Origin of the sequence: Natrialba asiatica DSM 12278, assembly GCF_000337555.1 — an archaeon.
GTDB lineage: Archaea > Halobacteriota > Halobacteria > Halobacteriales > Natrialbaceae > Natrialba > Natrialba asiatica.
The window spans coordinates 234,298-251,959 of sequence record NZ_AOIO01000030.1; the positions used below are offsets into that span (position 1 = coordinate 234,298).

A 17,662-nucleotide genomic window follows, 5' to 3' on the forward strand; every position below is an offset into this window, starting at 1 on the left:
AAGCGGTGCACGACGTGATCCTGACACCAACGCGTTCGGATCGACTCCTGGTCGCCGTCTCGCTCGCCCTGTTCGGCGTCGCGGGCGCTTTGAGCGCTTCCGTCGACGAACTCGGCCCAACGCTTGGCGCGACGACACTCGCCATTGCGGGCGTCTACTTGCTCGCCAAGTACGCAAACAGCGTTTCTCGGCGCACGCTTGCTGCCCTGGCGCTCGTCCTCTGGATCGGATTCCTCGCAGTCGCTACCCTGCACGTCATCGGGCTCCAGACGATCGGTGCCGCCGTTCCCGGCCCGAGCGCCGTGTTCGTCATCGCGGCCACCGCGGCAACGTGGGCACTGCTCCTGACCGCCTGCTCGACGACCGCGTTCCTCGGTTTCCGCGAGTACGGGACAACCGTCAGTACCGAGACCCTTGACGAACAGAGCATCGAGAGCGAGCCGTCCGACTACTCGACGCGATAACTCACCGCGATTCCCTCGCCGAGTGGCACGACGACCGTCTCGAACGCCGGCTCGTCTCGAACGCGCTCTAGATACGCTGCGATTCCGCGCGTGTGTTCGTTGCTCTCGGCCGCAACCCTGCTTGCGCTCTCCTCGCCGCCGTCCGCCGCCTCGACTATCTCCAGCAGCGCGTCGAACTCGATCACGTTGGCCGAAATCGCATTGTCCGCAACGACGACGCCACCGACCGGTACTTTCGACCGAACGGCCTCGAACGCCGCCTCGTACCGGTGCTTCTCGAGGTCGAGCAACACCACGTCGAACGGTCCCTCGTATCGCTCGACCGTCTCCAGTGCGTCGCCGAGTTCGTATCGCGCAACGTCGTCGTATCCGCCAGCAGCCATGTACTCGCGGGCCTGCTCGAGTTCAGCCTCGTCGACTTCGGTGAGGACGATTTCGCCGTCAGCGGGGAGCGCCTCGGCGAACCAGTACGCGGAGTAGCCATAGCCCGAGCCGAACTCGAAGATGCGATCGGCGTCGCCGAGGCGGGCGACGAATCGGAGAAAGGCACCGACTTCGGGGCCGACATGGGGAAAGCCCTCCTCCCGGGCGAACTCGTCCATCTCGGTGAGCGTGTCGTCGGGGTCGGGACCTGCTGCACGGACGAAGCGACTGAGCTCGGTTGTGAGTACGTCAACCATGGCTGGTGGTACGCAGGCGAGACTATCAAGATCGGGGGGTGATGCCGCGTCGTGCGGTCGCCCCTGCGAACCGTTCCGAAACCGGAATCCGGGGCGTCTTCCAGCCGACCGTGACGGGGACGAGCAACACCAACACCTTCGCGTACAGCACCATGAACAAGAGTGCGAAGGGGTAGGTGTTGCCGTAGGCGGCCCCGACCTCGTCGGCGTCGGTAGCGTCGATCGCCGCGGCGAGGCCCTTCGTGTCGGTGTGGCCGCCGCAGATACCGCCGGCAGCCGTGATCCAATCCTGTCCCCAGAGCCGTCGCGTAACGACTAACCCGACGAAAATGGCGGCAAGGCTCGTCAGCGTTGACGCAAGGAGGATCTGAACGCCGTACTCGGCGACCGTTTGAACGAGCCCGCTGCCGGCCTCGATACCGACCGTTGCGAGGAACAGGCCGAGCGTGAGCGAGCGGAGTTCCGAGAGGATCGTCCGGTCCATCCGCAGCGTGATCGGCCCGAGTTCGCCGACGTAGCCGAGCACCAGCGCGGCGATGATGACGCCGCCGGTCGTTCCGAGCGTCGGCGCGCCGAGCGGACCGAGCGGCAGCGGGATCGACCCGAGCACGACGCCGAGTGCGAGCACGAGTCCGAATCCGACGAGGCTGAACGGTACCCGTTCGATCGACGAGTTTCGCGTTCAGCGCAGTGGAGCCGTTAGTTCGTCTCCGCTTCCGCCGTCTCCTCGCGCTCGCGAAGCTTGAACTTCTGGACCTTCCCCGTCGTCGTCCGCGGCAGTTCCTCGACGAACTCGATTTCGCGGGGGTGCTTGTACTCCGCCAGATTTGTCAGGCAGTACTCTCGGAGCTCGTCGGCCGTCACGTCGGCGGCGGGCGTCGGCACGACGAAGGCCTTGACCGTCTCTCCTCGTCGGTCGTCCAGAATGCCGGCGACCGCGGCGTCGGCGACGGCCTCGTGTTCGAACAGCAACTCTTCTACTTCGCGCGGATAGACGTTGTACCCGCCCGTGACGATCATGTGCTTCTCGCGGTCGACGACGTAGAAGAAGCCGTCTTCGTCGTGGTAGCCCACATCACCGGTGTGGAACCACGTCGTGCCGTCCGCCTCGGTGAAGGTTTCCTCGTTCGCCTCGGGCAGACCGTAGTAGCCCTTCATCACGTTCGGCCCGGAGACGACGATTTCACCGGTTATCTCGTCGAGATCCGCTTCCTCCTCATCGACCGGTCCCTCCGCGACGGGCGAGACGTCCTCGAACCCGTCAGCGACGACCTTCGAATCGACGCCGGGAACTGTCCTGCCGATACTGCCGACGCGTCGTCCGTCGATCGGACTGTTGAAGTGCGTGATGGGGCTGGTCTCGGTAAGTCCGTACCCCTCGTAGACGGCCGGTTCGTAGCGGTCTTCGAACTGCCGGAGGACTTCGGTCGGGATGCCGGACCCGCCGACGCCGCACAGCCGGACTGAGGAGAAATCGAACTCGTCGGCGTTGGGCTGGTTGATCACGTCGTTGTACATCGCCGGCACGCCGTGGAAGACCGTGAGTTCCTCGCTCTCGACGAGCGAGACGGCGTCCTGGGCGTCCCACTCGGCCATCGGATAGTAGGCCGCACCGTTGAACAACGCGGCGTTCATCGTGACGGTCATCCCGTAGATGTGAAACAGCGGCAGAACGCCGAGTTGCTTGTCGTCGGGCCGAATTCCGTCCGGAACGAGTTTCGCCGCCGCCGTCGCGTTCGAGGCGAGATTTTCGTGCGTTAGCTGGACGCCTTTCGGCTGACCCGTCGTCCCCGACGTGTACGGCTGGACCGCCACGTCGTCGTCAGCACGGTCGACGACGTCGGGTGCACCGCGCTCGAGAAACGACTCGAAGGTTGTCGCACCTTCGGCCTCGCCGTCGATGCTAACGACGTGTTCGACGCTCGTTTCGTCCCGTACCTCCGTGACGAACGGCACGAGATCGGAGAGCGTGACGACCACCCTGGCCCCGCTGTCGCCGAGTAAGTGGCTGATCTCCCGTGACTTGTACTGCGGGTTCATCGGCACGACGACGCCGCCCGCCCGTAGCGTTCCGTGGAAGGCGATCAGAAACGGCGGGACGTTCGGCAGATAGAGCGCAATACGGTCGTCTTCGCCGATCCCTCGCTCGGCGAGTGCGGTCGCGAACGCACCGGTCTGTCCCCAGAACTCGTCGTAACTGGTTTCTTCCCCCCGGAATCCGATCGCGGTGGTGTCCCCGTGCTCCTCGACGGCTGCCGCGACGTTCGTGACAAGGTTTGTCATTGCTCACGCAAACTGTTGTCGCACTGTGTGAAAAACATTTACATTGTTTATACTATATTGAGTCCTCCTTACCAGACTGACGAGTTCAGCGCCGGCGCTGGCATTCGAGAGCAAGCGGATGAGACCGACACTGAACGCGGCCGTCTCGTGGCCTCAGTGGGAGTCGAGCCTATTTACGTTCGTGCGCCAAACGTCCGAGCGATGTACGACCACGTCCTCATTCCGACGGACGGGAGCGATGGAACTCGGCGGTCGATCACGCACGGATTGACCATCGCCGACCGGTTCGGCGCGACGGTTCACGCACTCTCGGTCGTCCCGGAAGGCCCGTTCGGAACGTTCGAGACCGAGGCCGCAACCGAGGCCGCCCGGCGAGCCGTCGACCGGGTCGCAATGGAAACCAGAGCCGCCGATCTCGAAACCGTTACCACCGTCGTACAGGGCGTCCCACACGAGGAGATCCTCGCCTACGCGGACGACAACGAGATCGATCTCATCGTCATGGGGACCCAGGGGCGGACCGGCCTCGACCGCGTCCTCGTCGGGAGCGTCACCGAACGCGTCGTCCGCATGGCCGACGTGCCGGTCGTCACCGTCCGACTGACGGACGACATCCGAATCACCGACGCCGAGGAGGCGCGTGAACTCGCGCACGAGCAGGCCGAACAGGAGGGTTACGAGGACGTGACGGACGTCGGAGAACCACACCGAACCAGCGCCTCCTGGATCGTCCCGCTCGAAGCGAACGGCCACTCGATGCAGGTCCACATCGACGCGGTATCCGGCGAGGGCCGAATTGCAGAACGAACTCGCGACGAAGACCGGTAAGAATCGATGCGGCGGTGCCTCCGTACTGTCCCCCGCGCGAACGAGTTCTATTCGGCCGATCCGAGACGATTGACGACCGGCGTCGCAGTAATCCCGTGGACGACGACCGAGAGCAAGACGACCGCACCGACCAGCGCCCACACCAGATCCGCGTTGGCGAAGACGGCCTCGTTGAGGCCGTGTGAGAGGTAGTAAAACGAGCCGATTCCGCGGATACCGAAGAAGGCGATCGTCCCCCGTTCGGCCCAGTCGCGATCGAACCCGAGCAATCCGACGAGCCCTGCGACCGGTCGAACGACGAAGACGATCACGACAGCGGCGATTGCGGCCTCGATCGTCAGCGGCGCGAGAAGGCCGCCGACGATCGCACCGCCGAAAAAGACCATAATGATCGCCATCACGGCTTGCTCTGCCAACTCGCTGATCTCGTGTAACGCCTCGTTGTACTCGTGGGAACGCTCGTAGTTCCGAATCAACAGCGCCGCGATGAAGACGGCGATAAACCCGTAGCCGCCGACGAGTTCGGTGAGGCCGTAGACGAATAACGTCCCGGCGACGGCTTCGAGTCCCTGGACCGATTCGGCGATCTGGGTGGCCGGGTTCGTCAGGAAGACGATGCGGGCCATCACTGCCCCGAGAACGGCACCGAGTGCGACGCCGACGGCGATTTTGTAGGCGACGGCGACGAGGAGCCACTCGCCGAGCCAGTTGCCGGGAGCGATACCGACGAGGGCGATTGCGATGGCGAGATTCGTAAACGGGAACGCGAGGCCGTCGTTCAGGCCGGCTTCGGAGGAGAGTGCGAATCGGACCTCCGCCTCGTCTTCGCGGGCCGGCGGGGCCTCGATCTGTTCGTTGGTTCCCGAGCCGGGTTCGTCGACCTGGACTTCCGCGGCGAGGACCGGGTCCGTCGGAGCGATGCACGCCCCCAGCAGGACGGCCGTGGGGAGAACCAGACCCGCGAGCCCCCAGCCGAGCAGCGCTGCGCCGATAATCGACAGCGGCATCGTGATCGCGAGGAGTCGCCACGTCGACGCCCAGGCGCGAAGGCCGGGCGGGCGGTCGAGTTTTAGACCGACTCCCATGAGCGCGAGGATCACGCCGAGTTCGGCGAGGCGTTCGGTCGTCTCGCTCTGTTCGAGCGGGTCCGGTGGTGGGAGATCGATCGGGAGGCCAAACACCAGCAAGCCGAAGGCGACGAAGAAAAGCGGCAGCGAAATCGCTCGGTTCGCGACGAGACGGGGCAAGATCGCGACCCCCAAGAGAACGATTCCGACGAGGACGAGGCCGATGTCGTACAACTCGAGTACCATCAGGGACCAGTAACTACCGACAACGGGAGTCTTGAAGCCGATGCAGGCAGATGCAGAACGAATTCCTATGGCGGCCGACGCCGCAGAGCCGACACAATGACACAACGCGGCGATTCCTCGGACCGTCAGGCCCAGCCTCGCGACCGTCCCCGAACCGAGACGGGCCGGCGGCGGCTCCTCCGATGGGGCGGTCTCGTCGGTCTTATTTCCCTGAGCGGCTGTACCGCGGATATCGGCGAGGAGTTCCCGCCGAACGAAAAGTGGCCGACCGCCGACCTCACGCCCTCGCTTCCCATCGCCGAACGATCCACCGTCCTCGAAAACGGAATCGAAGCGATGGCTGCCGAATCGATCGCCGACGAAGCCGAGTTCGAGACGGCGATCGACGAGTACGGGATCGACGTCGAGACAGTCGAGCGAGACCGGGACGTGCTGACGGTCGAGTACGTCGCGACGGAGCGCTACGAGACGAGTACGCTCCACACCCTCGGCCCGATCGCAGGCGCGTTCGCAGCCCTCGTCGACGCCGGCTACGACGCCACCGCGCTCGCCGTTACCATCCTCGACCCCGCCCCCGATTCGTTCGGCGAAGCCTCGATCGAACGCTCGTGGGCCGAAGCCTACCTCGACGGCGACCTGTCCGCGGCGGCGTACGGTGAACTCGTCGCCACGACGGTCGCCTCCGAACGTCACCCGCCGGACGTCGAAGTCTCACCGTCAGAATAGCGTTCTCGCGGTATCGACCCGTTGTTTCCCGAGGTGCCTGTCTCCCCGCTCGAGTTTCCTTATTCGAGCACGACCAGCACGTCGCCCATATCGACGCTCTGTTCCTCCTCGACGGCGATCTCCGTCACCGTCCCGCCGCGGGAAGCGACGATGTCGTTTTCCATCTTCATCGCTTCGAGCACGACCAGCACGTCACCCGCCGCGACCTCGTCGCCCTCCTCGACTGCAACGTCGAGGATCGTGCCTTGCATCTCGGCGTCGACGGTCTCGCCGTCGCCGGCGAACTCGTCGCTGCCGCCGCTGTCGCCGCCCGCCGGCCGTGGTGGACTTGCCGCCCCAGTTCCGGTGCCGGCCGCCGCCCCGTCACCGACCGGAATCGCCGGCGCGCCGTGCTCTGCGAGTTCAACTTCGAATCGCTTGCCGTTGACCTCGACGGTGAACTCGCGTTCGACGGTCTCCTCGTCCTCGACCTCGTCACCGCCGCTGCCGGTGTCGCCGCCCCACTGCGCCTGGGCCTCCTCGATGCGGCTCTCGTCGAGTTCGTTGTCGAGGTACTTCGTCGTGTGCGTGCTCGCGACGAACTGCTCGTCGGTGAGCATGAGCCGGTGGAAGGGGATGATCGTCGGGATGCCCGCGATGTCGTACTCGCGCAGGGCGCGCAGCGAGCGGGCGATACACTCCTCGCGGTCCTCGCCCCAGACGACCAGTTTGGCGATCATCGAGTCGTAGTCGGTCACGAGGTCGTCGCCCTGTCGGAGCGCGTCGTCGAGGCGGACGCCGACGCCGCCCGGCGGATCGTAGGTTTCTAGCCGGCCGCCCGTTGCGGGCGCGAAGTCCTCGGCCGCGTTCTCGGCGTTAATCCGGAACTCCATCGCGTGGCCGTCGACCTCGACGTCGTCCTGGTCGAAGTCGACTTCCTCGCCCGCGGCGATCTGAATCTGGCGCTTGACGATGTCGTAGCCGGTGATCTCCTCCGTGACGGTGTGTTCGACCTGGATCCGCGTGTTGACCTCGAGGAAGTAGAAGTTCGCGTCCGGCCCGAGCGGTCCGTCGCGGCCCGACTCTTCTTCGACGAGGAACTCGACGGTGCCGGCGTTGGTGTAGTCGGCGGCACCGACTCCGCGGCGAGCGGCCTCGCCGATCTGTTCGCGGAGTTCGTCGGAGAGGGCCGCAGAGGGGCCTTCTTCGATGACCTTCTGGTGCCGGCGCTGAAGCGAGCAGTCCCGCTCGCCGAGGTGGCGGACGTTACCGTGCTCGTCCGCGAGAATCTGGATCTCGATGTGGCGGGGCTGTTCGAGGTAGCGCTCCAAGTAGACCGAGTCGTTGTCGAAGTAGGCCTCGCCCTCGCGCTGTGCGCTCTCGAGTTGATCCTCGATCTCGCTTTCGTCCCAGACGACCTTCATTCCGCGCCCGCCGCCGCCACCCTCGGCTTTGATGGCGATCGGATAGCCGTGTTCCTCGCCGAACGTCGCAACCTCCTCGGGATCGGTAACGGGGTCCGTGGTCCCGGGGACGATCGGCACGTCGGCCTCGGACATGATCTCGCGCGCCTTCGTCTTCTCGCCGAGCGATTCCATCGCGTCGCTGGACGGCCCGATCCAGGTGATCCCGTCCGTGGCTTCGACCTTGCCCGCGAACTCGGCGTTCTCCGCGAGGAAGCCGTAGCCGGGGTGGATCGCGTCGGCGTCAGCCTGCTGTGCGGCCTCGATGACGGCCTCGTGATCGAGGTACGAGTCCGCCGCGCGAGCGGGCCCGACGTTGTACGCTTCGTCCGCGTATCGGACGTGACCGCTATCCGCGTCGGCCTCGGAGTAAATCGCGACAGTACCAACGTTTAACTCCTCGCACGCCCGCATCACTCGAACGGCGATTTCGCCGCGGTTCGCCACGAGAACCTTCCTGAACATTCCTGTGGGAACGGTTGCGTGGCCACTACCTTACTTTTTCGCAACGAGGCGAGTACTCCTCACGAATAACCGGGCAGGACTGGCGGTACCGCGGGAACGCAATCCCGTCGAACCATCCGCCTGTCGCTCAGAACCGATCCGTTCTGCCGGCAGCGGCCCACGCGTCCGTCGGCGCCGACCGCGGCACTCGACTGAACTCGCCCTGCTGGGCTCGAACGCGACCCGAGAAGGCCCACCGCTTGCCGTCCCACGTCTCCTCCTCTCGGGCCGCCGCGGCCGCCGCACGCGCCTGATCGTGCAGGTGCGCCCCGATTGCAGCCGCGATCGCCGCCGCCTCCTCATCGTCCGCATCGGCCGGCAGCTCGAGTTCAACACCGGCGGGCAGACCGATATCGAGCGACCGCGTCTCGGCGTCGGACGCACCGACACCGGATTCAGTACATTCAGTGGATGTACCGGCGGATTGGGCGAGTTCTGTGCCGTCGTCACTGCCCGTCTTGTCGCTCGCCTCCGGATGCTGTGCAGTCATACTAGAGCGGGATGTTGCCGTGTTTCTTGTCCGGGTTCTGTTCGCGCTTGGTCTCTAACATCTCGAGGTCGGCGATCAGCCGCGGCCGCGTCTCCGTCGGGACGATCACGTCGTCGAGGAAGCCCTTGTCCGTCGCCGTGTAGGGATTCGCGAACTCTTCGCGGTACTCGTCGATGAGTTCCTCGCGGAGTTCGTCGGGGTTTTCGGCCTCGGCGAGTTCCTCGCGGTAGAGGATGTTGACCGCACCTTTCGGCCCCATGACGGCGATTTCGGCGGTCGGCCAGGCGTAGTTGACGTCCGCACCGAGGTTTTTCGAGGCCATGACGCAGTAGGCACCGCCGTAGGCCTTGCGGGTGATGACGGTGAGTAGCGGTACGGTCGCTTCCGCGTACGCGTAGAGAAGCTTCGCCCCGTGGCGGATGATGCCGCGGTGTTCCTGGTCGGTTCCGGGCATGTAGCCGGGCACGTCGACGAAGGTGACGATCGGGATGTTAAAGGAGTCACAGAAGCGCACGAATCGCGATCCCTTCATCGAAGCGTCGACGGTGAGCGTGCCGGCGTTGACTCGCGGCTGGTTCGCGACGAGCCCGACGGAGCGGCCGTCGAGGCGGCCGAAGCCGACGACGATATTCTTGGCGAAGTTCTCGCCGACCTCGAAGAACGAGCCCTCGTCGACGGTTGCATCGATCACGTCCGTCATGTCGTAGGGCTTTTGCGGGCTGTCCGGCACGATCGAGGTGAGCCGGTCGTCGCGCCGGTCCGGATCGTCCCACGGGTCGACCCGCGGCGGGTCCTCGACGTTGTTCTGCGGGAGATAGGAGAGGAGCCGTTTGATGTCGTCTAGGGCCTGCTCCTCGCTCTCGCAGGCGAACTGGGCGACGCCGGTCTTGTCGGCGTGGGTCATCGCCCCGCCGAGTTCTTCGTGGGTCACGTCCTCGCCGGTGACGGTCTCGGTGACGCCGGGCCCGGTGATGTACATGTGGCTCGTGTCCTTGACCATGAAGATGAAGTCGGTGATCGCCGGGGAGTAGACGGCACCGCCGGCGCACGGCCCCATCGTCGCGGAAATCTGTGGGACGACGCCGCTCGCTTCCTGGTTCCGGCGGAAGATTTCGGTGTAGCCGGCGAGGCTCTTGACGCCCTCCTGAATGCGGGCACCGGCGGAGTCGTTGAGCCCGATAACGGGTGCGCCGACTTCCATCGCCATGTCCATGACCTTACAGACCTTCTCGGCGAAAACCTCGCCGAGCGAGCCGCCGAAGACGGTAAAGTCGTGTGCAAATACAAAAACTGTTCGGCCGTTTACCTCGCCGTGACCCGTGACGACGCCGTCGCCCCGGATCTTCTTCTCGTCCATCCCGAACTGCCGGGTCTGGTGGGTTCGGAGTTGGTCGAACTCGGTAAACGTACCCTCATCGAGGAAGTAATCGATCCGCTCGCGGGCCGTCATCTTGCCCTTATCGTGTTGTTTTGCGATGCGGTCCTCGCCGCCACCGAGGCGTGCCTCCTCGCGCAACGCCTCGAGTTCGTCGATCCGATCGTCCATCGTCATGCAGGAACCACCCCGCTTGGATTCATACGCCGTTGTGCGAGGACCAATAGGAAAAGGATTCCGTAACTCCATCACGATTAATAGACACTCCATTGACAACTCAGCGTTGCCACGGAAAGTTATATATAAGTCCTATTTAAACAGCGTAGGCATGGCACAACGTGAGTCATGGGCAACGAGGACAGGGTTTATTCTCGCTGCCGTGGGTAGTGCTGTTGGGCTTGGAAATATCTGGCGGTTCCCGTACCAGGTGGGTGAGTATGGCGGGGCAGCATTCCTCGTCGTCTACCTGCTGTTGGTCGCGCTTGTCGGATTCCCGGTCATGATGGTCGAGTTCACGATCGGTCGGCACACCGAACGGAACCCCGTCGGTGCGCTCAAACGGGTCGGGAGGGGGGCTTGGACGAAAATCGGATGGGTGTTCATCGCTGCCGGTTTCGTTATTCTCTCGTATTACAGCGTCATCGCCGGGTGGATTCTCCGGTACACGGCCATCGGGTTGCAGGGTAATTACGCCGCCGGCGGTGCCGGCGAACAGTTCATGTCGGTTGCTGGGGGGATGGGGTCCGTCGTAACCCACGCCATTTTCATGGCCGCAATTATCACCGTCGTCGCGTTCGGCATTCAGCGCGGGATCGAGTTCTCGGTCAAGCTCATGGTGCCCGCGATCATCGCCCTGCTGATCGGCCTGGCGGTCTACGCCGGAACGCTCTCCGGTGCCGGCGAGGCGTACGCGTACTACCTCTCGCCGGATCTGGGGACGATCGCCGCGAACTGGACCGCTATCCTCCCCGCTGCGGCCGCACAGGCGTTCTTCACGCTCTCGCTCGGGATGGGCGTGATGATCACCTATGCGTCATATCTCGGTGAGGATCGGAACCTCGCGAAGGACGGGGCCATCATCGTCGCGCTCGACACCGCAATCGCGTTTACCGCCGGACTGGTCGCGTTTCCGGTACTCTACACCGCCGACCTGACGGACGTCGTCGACGGACCGAGCTTCATCTTCGTCAGCCTCTCCGAAGCCTTCAGCAACGTCCCGTTCGGCGGGATCCTCGGCGCAGTCTTCTTCGCCATCGTCACGATCGCCGCGCTTTCGAGCGCAATCAGCATTATGGAGGTCGTCGTCTCGTACCTGATCGACGAACATGACGTCGACCGGCTCCCGGCAACGGTCGGTCTCGGTATCATAATCTTCCTCGTCGGTCTGCCGGTAGCGTACGAACCGAACGGACTCAACTGGCTCACCGTGTACGACGGGTTCGCGAACTCGATCCTGCTCATCCTCGGGGGCCTGCTGCTTGCCATCTACATCGGCTGGATCGCGACCGACCTCGGCCTCGATGAACTCAGCAAAGGTATTCAGGACCTCGGATCGTGGGGGATCGTCTGGATCTGGACGCTCCGGATTCCGGTCATCATCGTGTTGCTCGTCGTCCTTACGCAGAACGTGATCGGGTACTACGACAGCCTCATGGGGATATTCGGCTGAGAGACGAGCGCCGAACTGCGTATCGAAATCGAACAGAGACGAGCTTTTTTCGGTCGGTCGCTGCACTGATCCACTTACGAGAACGGTCTCCAACCGTCAGTTCACCTAAACTCTTTTATATGGGTAGTGTGATCATGTACCATGGTTGGGGAACTCAACCGACGGCGGGTACTGAGTGGTATCGGTGCGGCAGGTGTGGCCGGACTAGCCGGCTGTATCGGTGACGAAAGTGACGTCACAGAAGGCGGGCCGGACGTCCTGAACGTCATCGGCTATCCCGAGAGCGGCATCCAGATCTTTCGGGATTACTACTCGAACTACGACAACGGAACCGACATTATCGTCCCCGACGGGCTTCAAGACGGCGATCTTCCCGGCGAAGTCGACAACGAGATGGAAAACGTCATCGGGACCGCACCGGCTTCGGAAGGACCGAACGAGGACGCCTTCAACGATCTCTACGAGGACGAGTTCGGCGACTCGCCGGGCGTCTTCAACTCGCACACGTTCGACGCGGTCGCGGTCTGCACCCTCGCGAATATCGCAGCCGGCGATAACGACGGCGAGGCGATCCGCGACCAGATGCGCCGGGTCGCAAACCCCGATGGCGACGAGTACGGCCCCGGCGACCTCCAGGAAGCCGCGGAAGCCGTCGCCGACGGCGACGAAATCTCGTACCAGGGTGCCTCGAGCAGCGTCACCTTCGACGATATCGGCGATCCAGCGGACGCCGGCTACGACGTCTGGGAGTTTGCGGACGGCGGAACCGAGACGATCGATACGGTCGCCTTCGGTGACGGGAACGCCGGCGGCGAGATGGCGGACGATTCTCCCGGCGGGACGGGCCGAGAGATAATGGTCGCGATGTTGCTCCCCGAGACCGGCGACCTGGGTGAACTCGGCAGCCCGATGATCCAGGCCGGCGAACTCGCCGCCGCCCAGTTCGAGGGGACCAGCTTCGAAATCGATCTCGCGATCGAAGACACCGAGACCGACGAAGATCAGACGATTTCCAACGGCGGCGCGCTCATCGACGCCGGCTATCCGGCGATCGTCGGCGCGGCCTCCTCCGGGAACTCGGTGCCGCTCGTCGGCGAGACGAGCAGCGCGAACGTCGTCCAGTGCTCGCCGGCGAGTACGGCACTTTCGCTGTCCCAAGTCGACGACGACGACTACTTCTTCCGCACGGCACCGAGCGACCTGCTCCAGGGCCAGGTCATGGCCCAGGTCTCGGCCGAGCGCCTCGACGCCGACACCGTCGGCACGCTGTACGTCAACAACGATTACGGCCAGCAACTCTCCGAGCAGTACGTCAGTTCGTTCACCGAGGACCAGGGTGGCGACGCGCTCAACGAAGTCTCGTTCGAACCCGAGCAGGGATCGTACACCGGTGAACTCGAGTCGGCGCTCGCCGAGTAAGGCTGCGCCGGTTCGAGGCATCCCACTGACCCTCCGATCGTCACGTCTTATTTTTGCTGCCACCCGGTCGATGCTCTCGACCCCGACTGCTGTAGTGGCGAAAGCGAGCGCTAAAAAGTGAGTTACCCACCGAGGAACTGCTGGCGAACCTCCTCGTCGTGGAGCAACGCCTCCCCGTCATCGACGTACCGGTTTCGCCCCTGGACGAGAACGTATCCCCGGTCACAGCGACGCAACGCCTCCTTGGCGTTTTGCTCGACCACCAGCACGGCCGTCCCGTTGTCGTTGATCGTATCGACGTGGTCGAACATCTCGTCGACCAGATCCGGCGCGAGGCCGGCACTCGGCTCGTCGAGTAACAACAGATCCGGATCGAGCATCAGCGCCCGCCCCATCGCGACCATCTGCTGTTGACCCCCGCTCATCGACCCCGTCTTCTGGTCCCGCCGCTCCCGCAAAATCGGGAACTGGTCGAACACTGCCTCGAGTGCATCTCCCGGAACCTCGTCGAGGATGTACGCGCCCATCTCGAGATTCTCCTGCACCGTCAGCGACGGGAAGACGTTCTCCGTCTGGGGAACGTAGCCGATGCCCTTGTGAATGATCTCGTCGGGCGAATGACCCGTGATATTCTCGCCGTTGAACTCGATCGAGCCGCCCACGTACGTCGTCAGCCCGAACACCGACTTCATCGCGGTCGACTTGCCGGCCCCGTTCGGGCCGACGATGACGACGTACTCGTCCTCGACGACCTCGAGATCCACGTCGCTCAGGATCTGCAGGTCGCCGTACCCGGCGTCGAGCCCGGACACGTCGAGCATCGCCATCAGACGTCACCTCCGAGGTAGGCCTCGATAACCCGTTCGTTCGACGTAATCTGTCCGGGAACGCCTTCGGCCAGGACCGATCCCTGGTGCATGACGATCACGTGCTCGCAGTTGTCCATAATGAGATCCATATCGTGTTCCACGATCAGGAAGGTGTACCCGTCCGCTCGCAGTTCGTGGATATGCTCGAGCAACTTCTTCTCGAGCGTCGGGTTGACGCCCGCGAACGGCTCGTCGAGCAGCAACATCTCCGGGTCCGTCATCAGCGCCCGCGACATCTCGAGTAACTTCCGCTGGCCGCCGGAGAGCGTCCCCGCCTTCTCCTCGGCGATGTGCTCTATCTCGAAGAACTCGAGCACGTCCCAGACGCGCTCGAGGAGTTCCCGCTCCTGTTGTGCCACCTCGCGTCTGGCAAACGGCATGACCGATCGCCAGAGGGCCTCCCCCCGCTGATGTTTTGCCGGGAGCATCAGGTTCTCGAGGACGGTCATGTTCGCCATCTCTCGAGCGATCTGAAACGTTCGAACGAGGCCGTAGTCGGCACACTCGTAGGGGTTGATACCGGTGATGTCCTGACCCTGAAACGCGACGGTCCCCGCGTCGGGCTGGTGGATACCGGTGATGCAGTTAAACGTGGTCGATTTGCCGGCACCGTTCGGCCCGATCAACCCCGTCATCGAACCGGACTCGACCGCGAACGAAGCACCGTCGACGGCCGTAATCCCGCCGAAGCGCTTGCCGAGCCCGTTGACCGCGAGTTCAACGTCGTCACCGTGTTCGGTCGTCGGTCTCGAGACGGATTCGGTGTCCGCGCCAGCGTCGATGTTCGTTCCCGTTTCGGCTGACCGGACGTTTACTGAGCGGTCACTCATGGTTGCTCACCGCCGGTGTGGGTCGTTTCGCTCATTTCGCTCGTCTCACTCGCCTCGCTCGTCGCGTCTGTAGTCGTCCTCGGATCGGTATCGCGGTCGTGGTCAGGCGCGTTAGTGCCGGCACTGTCCGGGTGGTCGTGAGTGCGGTCGTGATCGACGCCTGTCCCGGGATCGTCACCGGTATCGGTGCCGTTCTCACCACCGCTATTGCCCCCGCCACGACTGCCACCACCGCTACCGGCACCACCACCACTACCATCACTACCGCCTGTTCCGACACCACTCGGGCGACTTCCCAGTGGAATTGCAGCCGCCGTTTCCTCGCGATGGCCGAGCAATCCCTTCGGCCGCCGTTGCATGAGGAGGATTAATGCGACACCCATGATCACGAACTGGAGCGTCAGGAACTCGTCAAACGTGTACCGAACCAGCGGCCCGGGGTCCGCAGAGAGCAGCGGTCCGACCGCGCCCGCGAAGGTATTCGGGGCGTCGTCGACTGCCACGACCTGATCGATCACCCGTCGGAGGTACTGCGGCCCCTCGAACAGCACGGCGACGAAGAGCCCGGACCCGAGAACGCTTCCCGTGTTCGAGCCTGCACCGCCGATGATCAGCGCGATCCAGATGTAGAACGTGACGTGCGGACGGAACGCCGTGGGCGTCACGCCGGTCCGGCGGAATCGCCACAAAATTCCGGCGAGTCCCATCAGCGCACAGCCGAGCACGAACACCTTTATCTTGAAGCTGTTCGTGTTCTTGCCGAGCGACTGGGCGGCCTCCTCGTCCTCGCGGATCGCCTTCAGCACGCGCCCGAACGGCGACCGGCTCGTCCGCTGGATGAGCCAGTAAAAGCCCGCCAGGACGAGTACGAGCACGATCGAGTACGCGAGCGCCCGCGCCTGCGTCGGCCCGAAGCCGAACAGGCTGTTCGTCAAGTCGACGAACGAACTGAACGCCTCGAGTTCGAAGATAGCGTTCATCGGGTCGCCGTAGTTCCGGATGAGTCCGCGGCCGCCGCCCGTCCCGAGTTCGGCACCGAGAATGGTGAACTCCTGGAGCGCACCGGAGGTAACCCCGAGACGGACGATTTCTGCGAACGCGATGGTCGTGATGGCGAAGTAGTCGGCCCGCAACCGCAGTGCAGGAAGGGCGACGACGAGTCCGGCGAGGCCGGCGACGACGACGCCACCGACGATGGCGACGGGAACCGGAAGTCCGAGACCGGAGTATTGTGCGGCCCCGCTCGGATCGACCGGCTTCGCGAGCATCATGGTGGTGTACAGCCCGATTGCCATGAAGCCGGCGATGCCGATGTTGAACAGCCCGGTGTAGCCCCAGTGGAGGTTCAACGCCAGCGTCACCATCCCGTAGACCGCGATCAGGTAGGTCATCCGCCGGAGCGTGTTAATGATCCCGTCCAGCGAGTAGCCGAGGACGAGGCCGATCGCGGCGTAGATGAGGTAGATCGCGCCGATAACCGCGACGATCTTGAGGGCGTCGTGTTCCCACAGCGTTTCCAGTTGTGCTCGGTAATCGGAGTGCGTTGTCGTGCTCATGCTGTCGTCGTCCCTCCAAAGAGCCCGGATGGCCTGATCAGCAAGACCAGGATCATCATCAGGAACGCCGTGATGGTCGTAAAGTCACCGCCGGGGAGCCAGATCATCGACATGTGCATGGCAACGCCGATGATGAGCCCGCCGAAGATCGCACCGTAGATCGAGCCGATCCCGCCGAGGATCACGGCGGCGAAGATCAACAGCAAGAGCAGCCAGCCGAACTGCCAGTCGATCGTCCCCGTCCACAGCACCATGAGGTATCCCGCGCTGCCGGCGAGTCCCCCGCCGATCATCCAGGTCCAGCGGATCACACGCTCGGTCGGAATTCCGGTTACAAGCGCCAGATCCTTGTTATCCGACATCGCCCGCATGGCCTTCCCGAGTTTCGTTCGCTGGAGCAGCAGGTGGACGCCGATCATCAGCGCCACGGCCGCCGCGATCAACGTCCCGTCGTGGGCGTCGATCGACACGTAGCCGTCGACGAGCAACAGATCGGCCGACGGGACGCTCGCGGTAGTCCCGCGAGACTGGCTCGAATACACGAACACGATGAGATAGCGCAGGGCAAAGGCAACGCCGATACTGGTGATCAACAGCGGGATGCCGTCGGAACCGCGCATCGGTTTATAGGCGAGGCGGTCGATCAGCACTGCGAGTAGCGCGGTCCCGACGCCGGCGAGCAAGAGCCCGCCGAAAATCGCGATCGGCGTCGACATAACCGAAATGCCGAACTGTGGCCCCCCGATGCCCCGCTGTGGACCGACGAGGGCCAGATGACCGATACTCGCCGCGCCCCAGCCGCCGATGAGGTACGTGCCACCCCAGCCGATAAACGCGCCGACGGTGATCGTATCACCGTGTGCGAAGTTTGCGAAGTTGAGGATGCTATAGGTCATCGAAAGACCGATTCCCGCGAGACCGATGATCAGCCCGTACAGTATTCCTTGCACCACGTATCGCCCGATACGTGAGATGTTATACGTCCCGTCAAAGACGCCGAGGATGAGATCTCCCACCAGGAGTAAAGCACCAGTTCCAACAGCGAGCAACAGGAGTTGCTCTACTGTGAGATTTCTCCCCCGTGTAACGGCGTCATCTACAGTCGACATTCATTCCCCTCCGTAATGCCACTGTTTCCCATGTTACCATGATATATGTTATGGTGCCACATCCAGACGATCCGAGCGAGCGAGACGAGGCTTCTCCGTCCCTCT

15 protein-coding genes and 1 pseudogene are annotated in these 17,662 nt (G+C 63.8%); 5 read left to right on the forward strand and 11 right to left on the reverse strand.

Going from position 1 to position 17,662, the window contains the following annotated elements; translation table 11 throughout:
• The first annotated feature begins 5 nt into the window (after positions 1–5).
• Entirely contained in the window at positions 6–464 is a 459-nt protein-coding gene (locus tag C481_RS12610; RefSeq protein WP_006109606.1) for a hypothetical protein, read from the forward strand.
• On the opposite strand, the gene C481_RS12615 is transcribed toward C481_RS12610, so the two are convergent.
• The 3 genes and pseudogenes from C481_RS12615 to C481_RS12625 form a co-directional block, all read right to left on the reverse strand.
• Complete coding sequence (locus C481_RS12615; protein ID WP_006109607.1) at positions 449–1,144, reverse strand: O-methyltransferase; 696 nt, start codon at positions 1,142–1,144, stop codon at positions 449–451. The two genes, C481_RS12610 and C481_RS12615, sit on opposite strands and share 16 nt — an antisense overlap.
• 112 nt (positions 1,145–1,256) lie before the next feature.
• Positions 1,257–1,817 (reverse strand): annotated as a pseudogene (locus C481_RS12620) (aspartate-alanine antiporter-like transporter); the annotation flags it as partial.
• A 26-nt stretch (positions 1,818–1,843) separates the two neighbouring features.
• Positions 1,844–3,427 (reverse strand): long-chain-fatty-acid--CoA ligase, encoded by a 1,584-nt coding sequence (locus tag C481_RS12625; protein ID WP_006109609.1) that lies wholly within the window; start codon positions 3,425–3,427, stop codon positions 1,844–1,846.
• A gap of 201 nt (positions 3,428–3,628) precedes the next feature.
• Here C481_RS12625 and C481_RS12630 point away from each other — a divergent pair, with 201 nt between their 5' ends.
• Positions 3,629–4,255, forward strand: a complete 627-nt coding sequence (locus tag C481_RS12630; protein ID WP_006109610.1) for a universal stress protein — start codon at positions 3,629–3,631, stop codon at positions 4,253–4,255.
• Between the two features lie 47 nt (positions 4,256–4,302).
• Here the strand turns inward: C481_RS12630 and C481_RS12635 are convergent, their stop codons facing one another.
• Positions 4,303–5,568: a cation:proton antiporter gene (locus C481_RS12635; RefSeq protein ID WP_006109611.1), complete on the reverse strand. Its 1,266-nt coding sequence runs from the start codon at positions 5,566–5,568 to the stop codon at positions 4,303–4,305.
• 96 nt (positions 5,569–5,664) lie between these two features.
• On the opposite strand from C481_RS12635, the gene C481_RS12640 reads away from it, so the two are divergent.
• Entirely contained in the window at positions 5,665–6,294 is a 630-nt protein-coding gene (locus tag C481_RS12640) for a hypothetical protein (protein WP_006109612.1), read from the forward strand.
• A gap of 59 nt (positions 6,295–6,353) precedes the next feature.
• Here the strand turns inward: C481_RS12640 and C481_RS12645 are convergent, their stop codons facing one another.
• From C481_RS12645 to C481_RS12655, 3 genes are all read right to left on the reverse strand, one after another.
• Complete coding sequence (locus C481_RS12645; RefSeq protein WP_006109613.1) at positions 6,354–8,201, reverse strand: acetyl-CoA carboxylase biotin carboxylase subunit; 1,848 nt, start codon at positions 8,199–8,201, stop codon at positions 6,354–6,356.
• A gap of 127 nt (positions 8,202–8,328) precedes the next feature.
• On the reverse strand, positions 8,329–8,730 hold the full coding sequence (locus C481_RS12650) for a hypothetical protein (protein WP_006109614.1): 402 nt from the start codon (positions 8,728–8,730) through the stop codon (positions 8,329–8,331).
• A 1-nt stretch (position 8,731) separates the two neighbouring features.
• Positions 8,732–10,276 (reverse strand): acyl-CoA carboxylase subunit beta, encoded by a 1,545-nt coding sequence (locus C481_RS12655; protein WP_006109615.1) that lies wholly within the window; start codon positions 10,274–10,276, stop codon positions 8,732–8,734.
• 157 nt (positions 10,277–10,433) lie between these two features.
• On the opposite strand from C481_RS12655, the gene C481_RS12660 reads away from it, so the two are divergent.
• Positions 10,434–11,774, forward strand: a complete 1,341-nt coding sequence (locus C481_RS12660) for a sodium-dependent transporter (RefSeq protein WP_083860916.1) — start codon at positions 10,434–10,436, stop codon at positions 11,772–11,774.
• Between the two features lie 141 nt (positions 11,775–11,915).
• Positions 11,916–13,193, forward strand: a complete 1,278-nt coding sequence (locus C481_RS12665) for an ABC transporter substrate-binding protein (RefSeq protein ID WP_049904630.1) — start codon at positions 11,916–11,918, stop codon at positions 13,191–13,193.
• A gap of 122 nt (positions 13,194–13,315) precedes the next feature.
• On the opposite strand, the gene C481_RS12670 is transcribed toward C481_RS12665, so the two are convergent.
• From C481_RS12670 to C481_RS12685, 4 genes are read right to left on the reverse strand one after another with little or no spacing between them, the layout of a single operon-like run.
• On the reverse strand, positions 13,316–14,020 hold the full coding sequence (locus C481_RS12670; protein ID WP_006109618.1) for an ABC transporter ATP-binding protein: 705 nt from the start codon (positions 14,018–14,020) through the stop codon (positions 13,316–13,318).
• A complete protein-coding gene (locus tag C481_RS12675; RefSeq protein ID WP_006109619.1) occupies positions 14,020–14,892 on the reverse strand; it encodes an ABC transporter ATP-binding protein in 873 nt (290 codons plus the stop codon). The genes C481_RS12670 and C481_RS12675 overlap by 1 nt, the downstream gene beginning before the upstream one ends.
• On the reverse strand, positions 14,889–16,448 hold the full coding sequence (locus C481_RS12680; protein ID WP_006109620.1) for a branched-chain amino acid ABC transporter permease: 1,560 nt from the start codon (positions 16,446–16,448) through the stop codon (positions 14,889–14,891). Before C481_RS12680 ends, C481_RS12675 begins: the two co-directional genes overlap by 4 nt.
• A complete protein-coding gene (locus C481_RS12685) occupies positions 16,445–17,557 on the reverse strand; it encodes a branched-chain amino acid ABC transporter permease (protein ID WP_049904631.1) in 1,113 nt (370 codons plus the stop codon). Before C481_RS12685 ends, C481_RS12680 begins: the two co-directional genes overlap by 4 nt.
• Between the last annotated feature and the right edge of the window lie 105 nt (positions 17,558–17,662).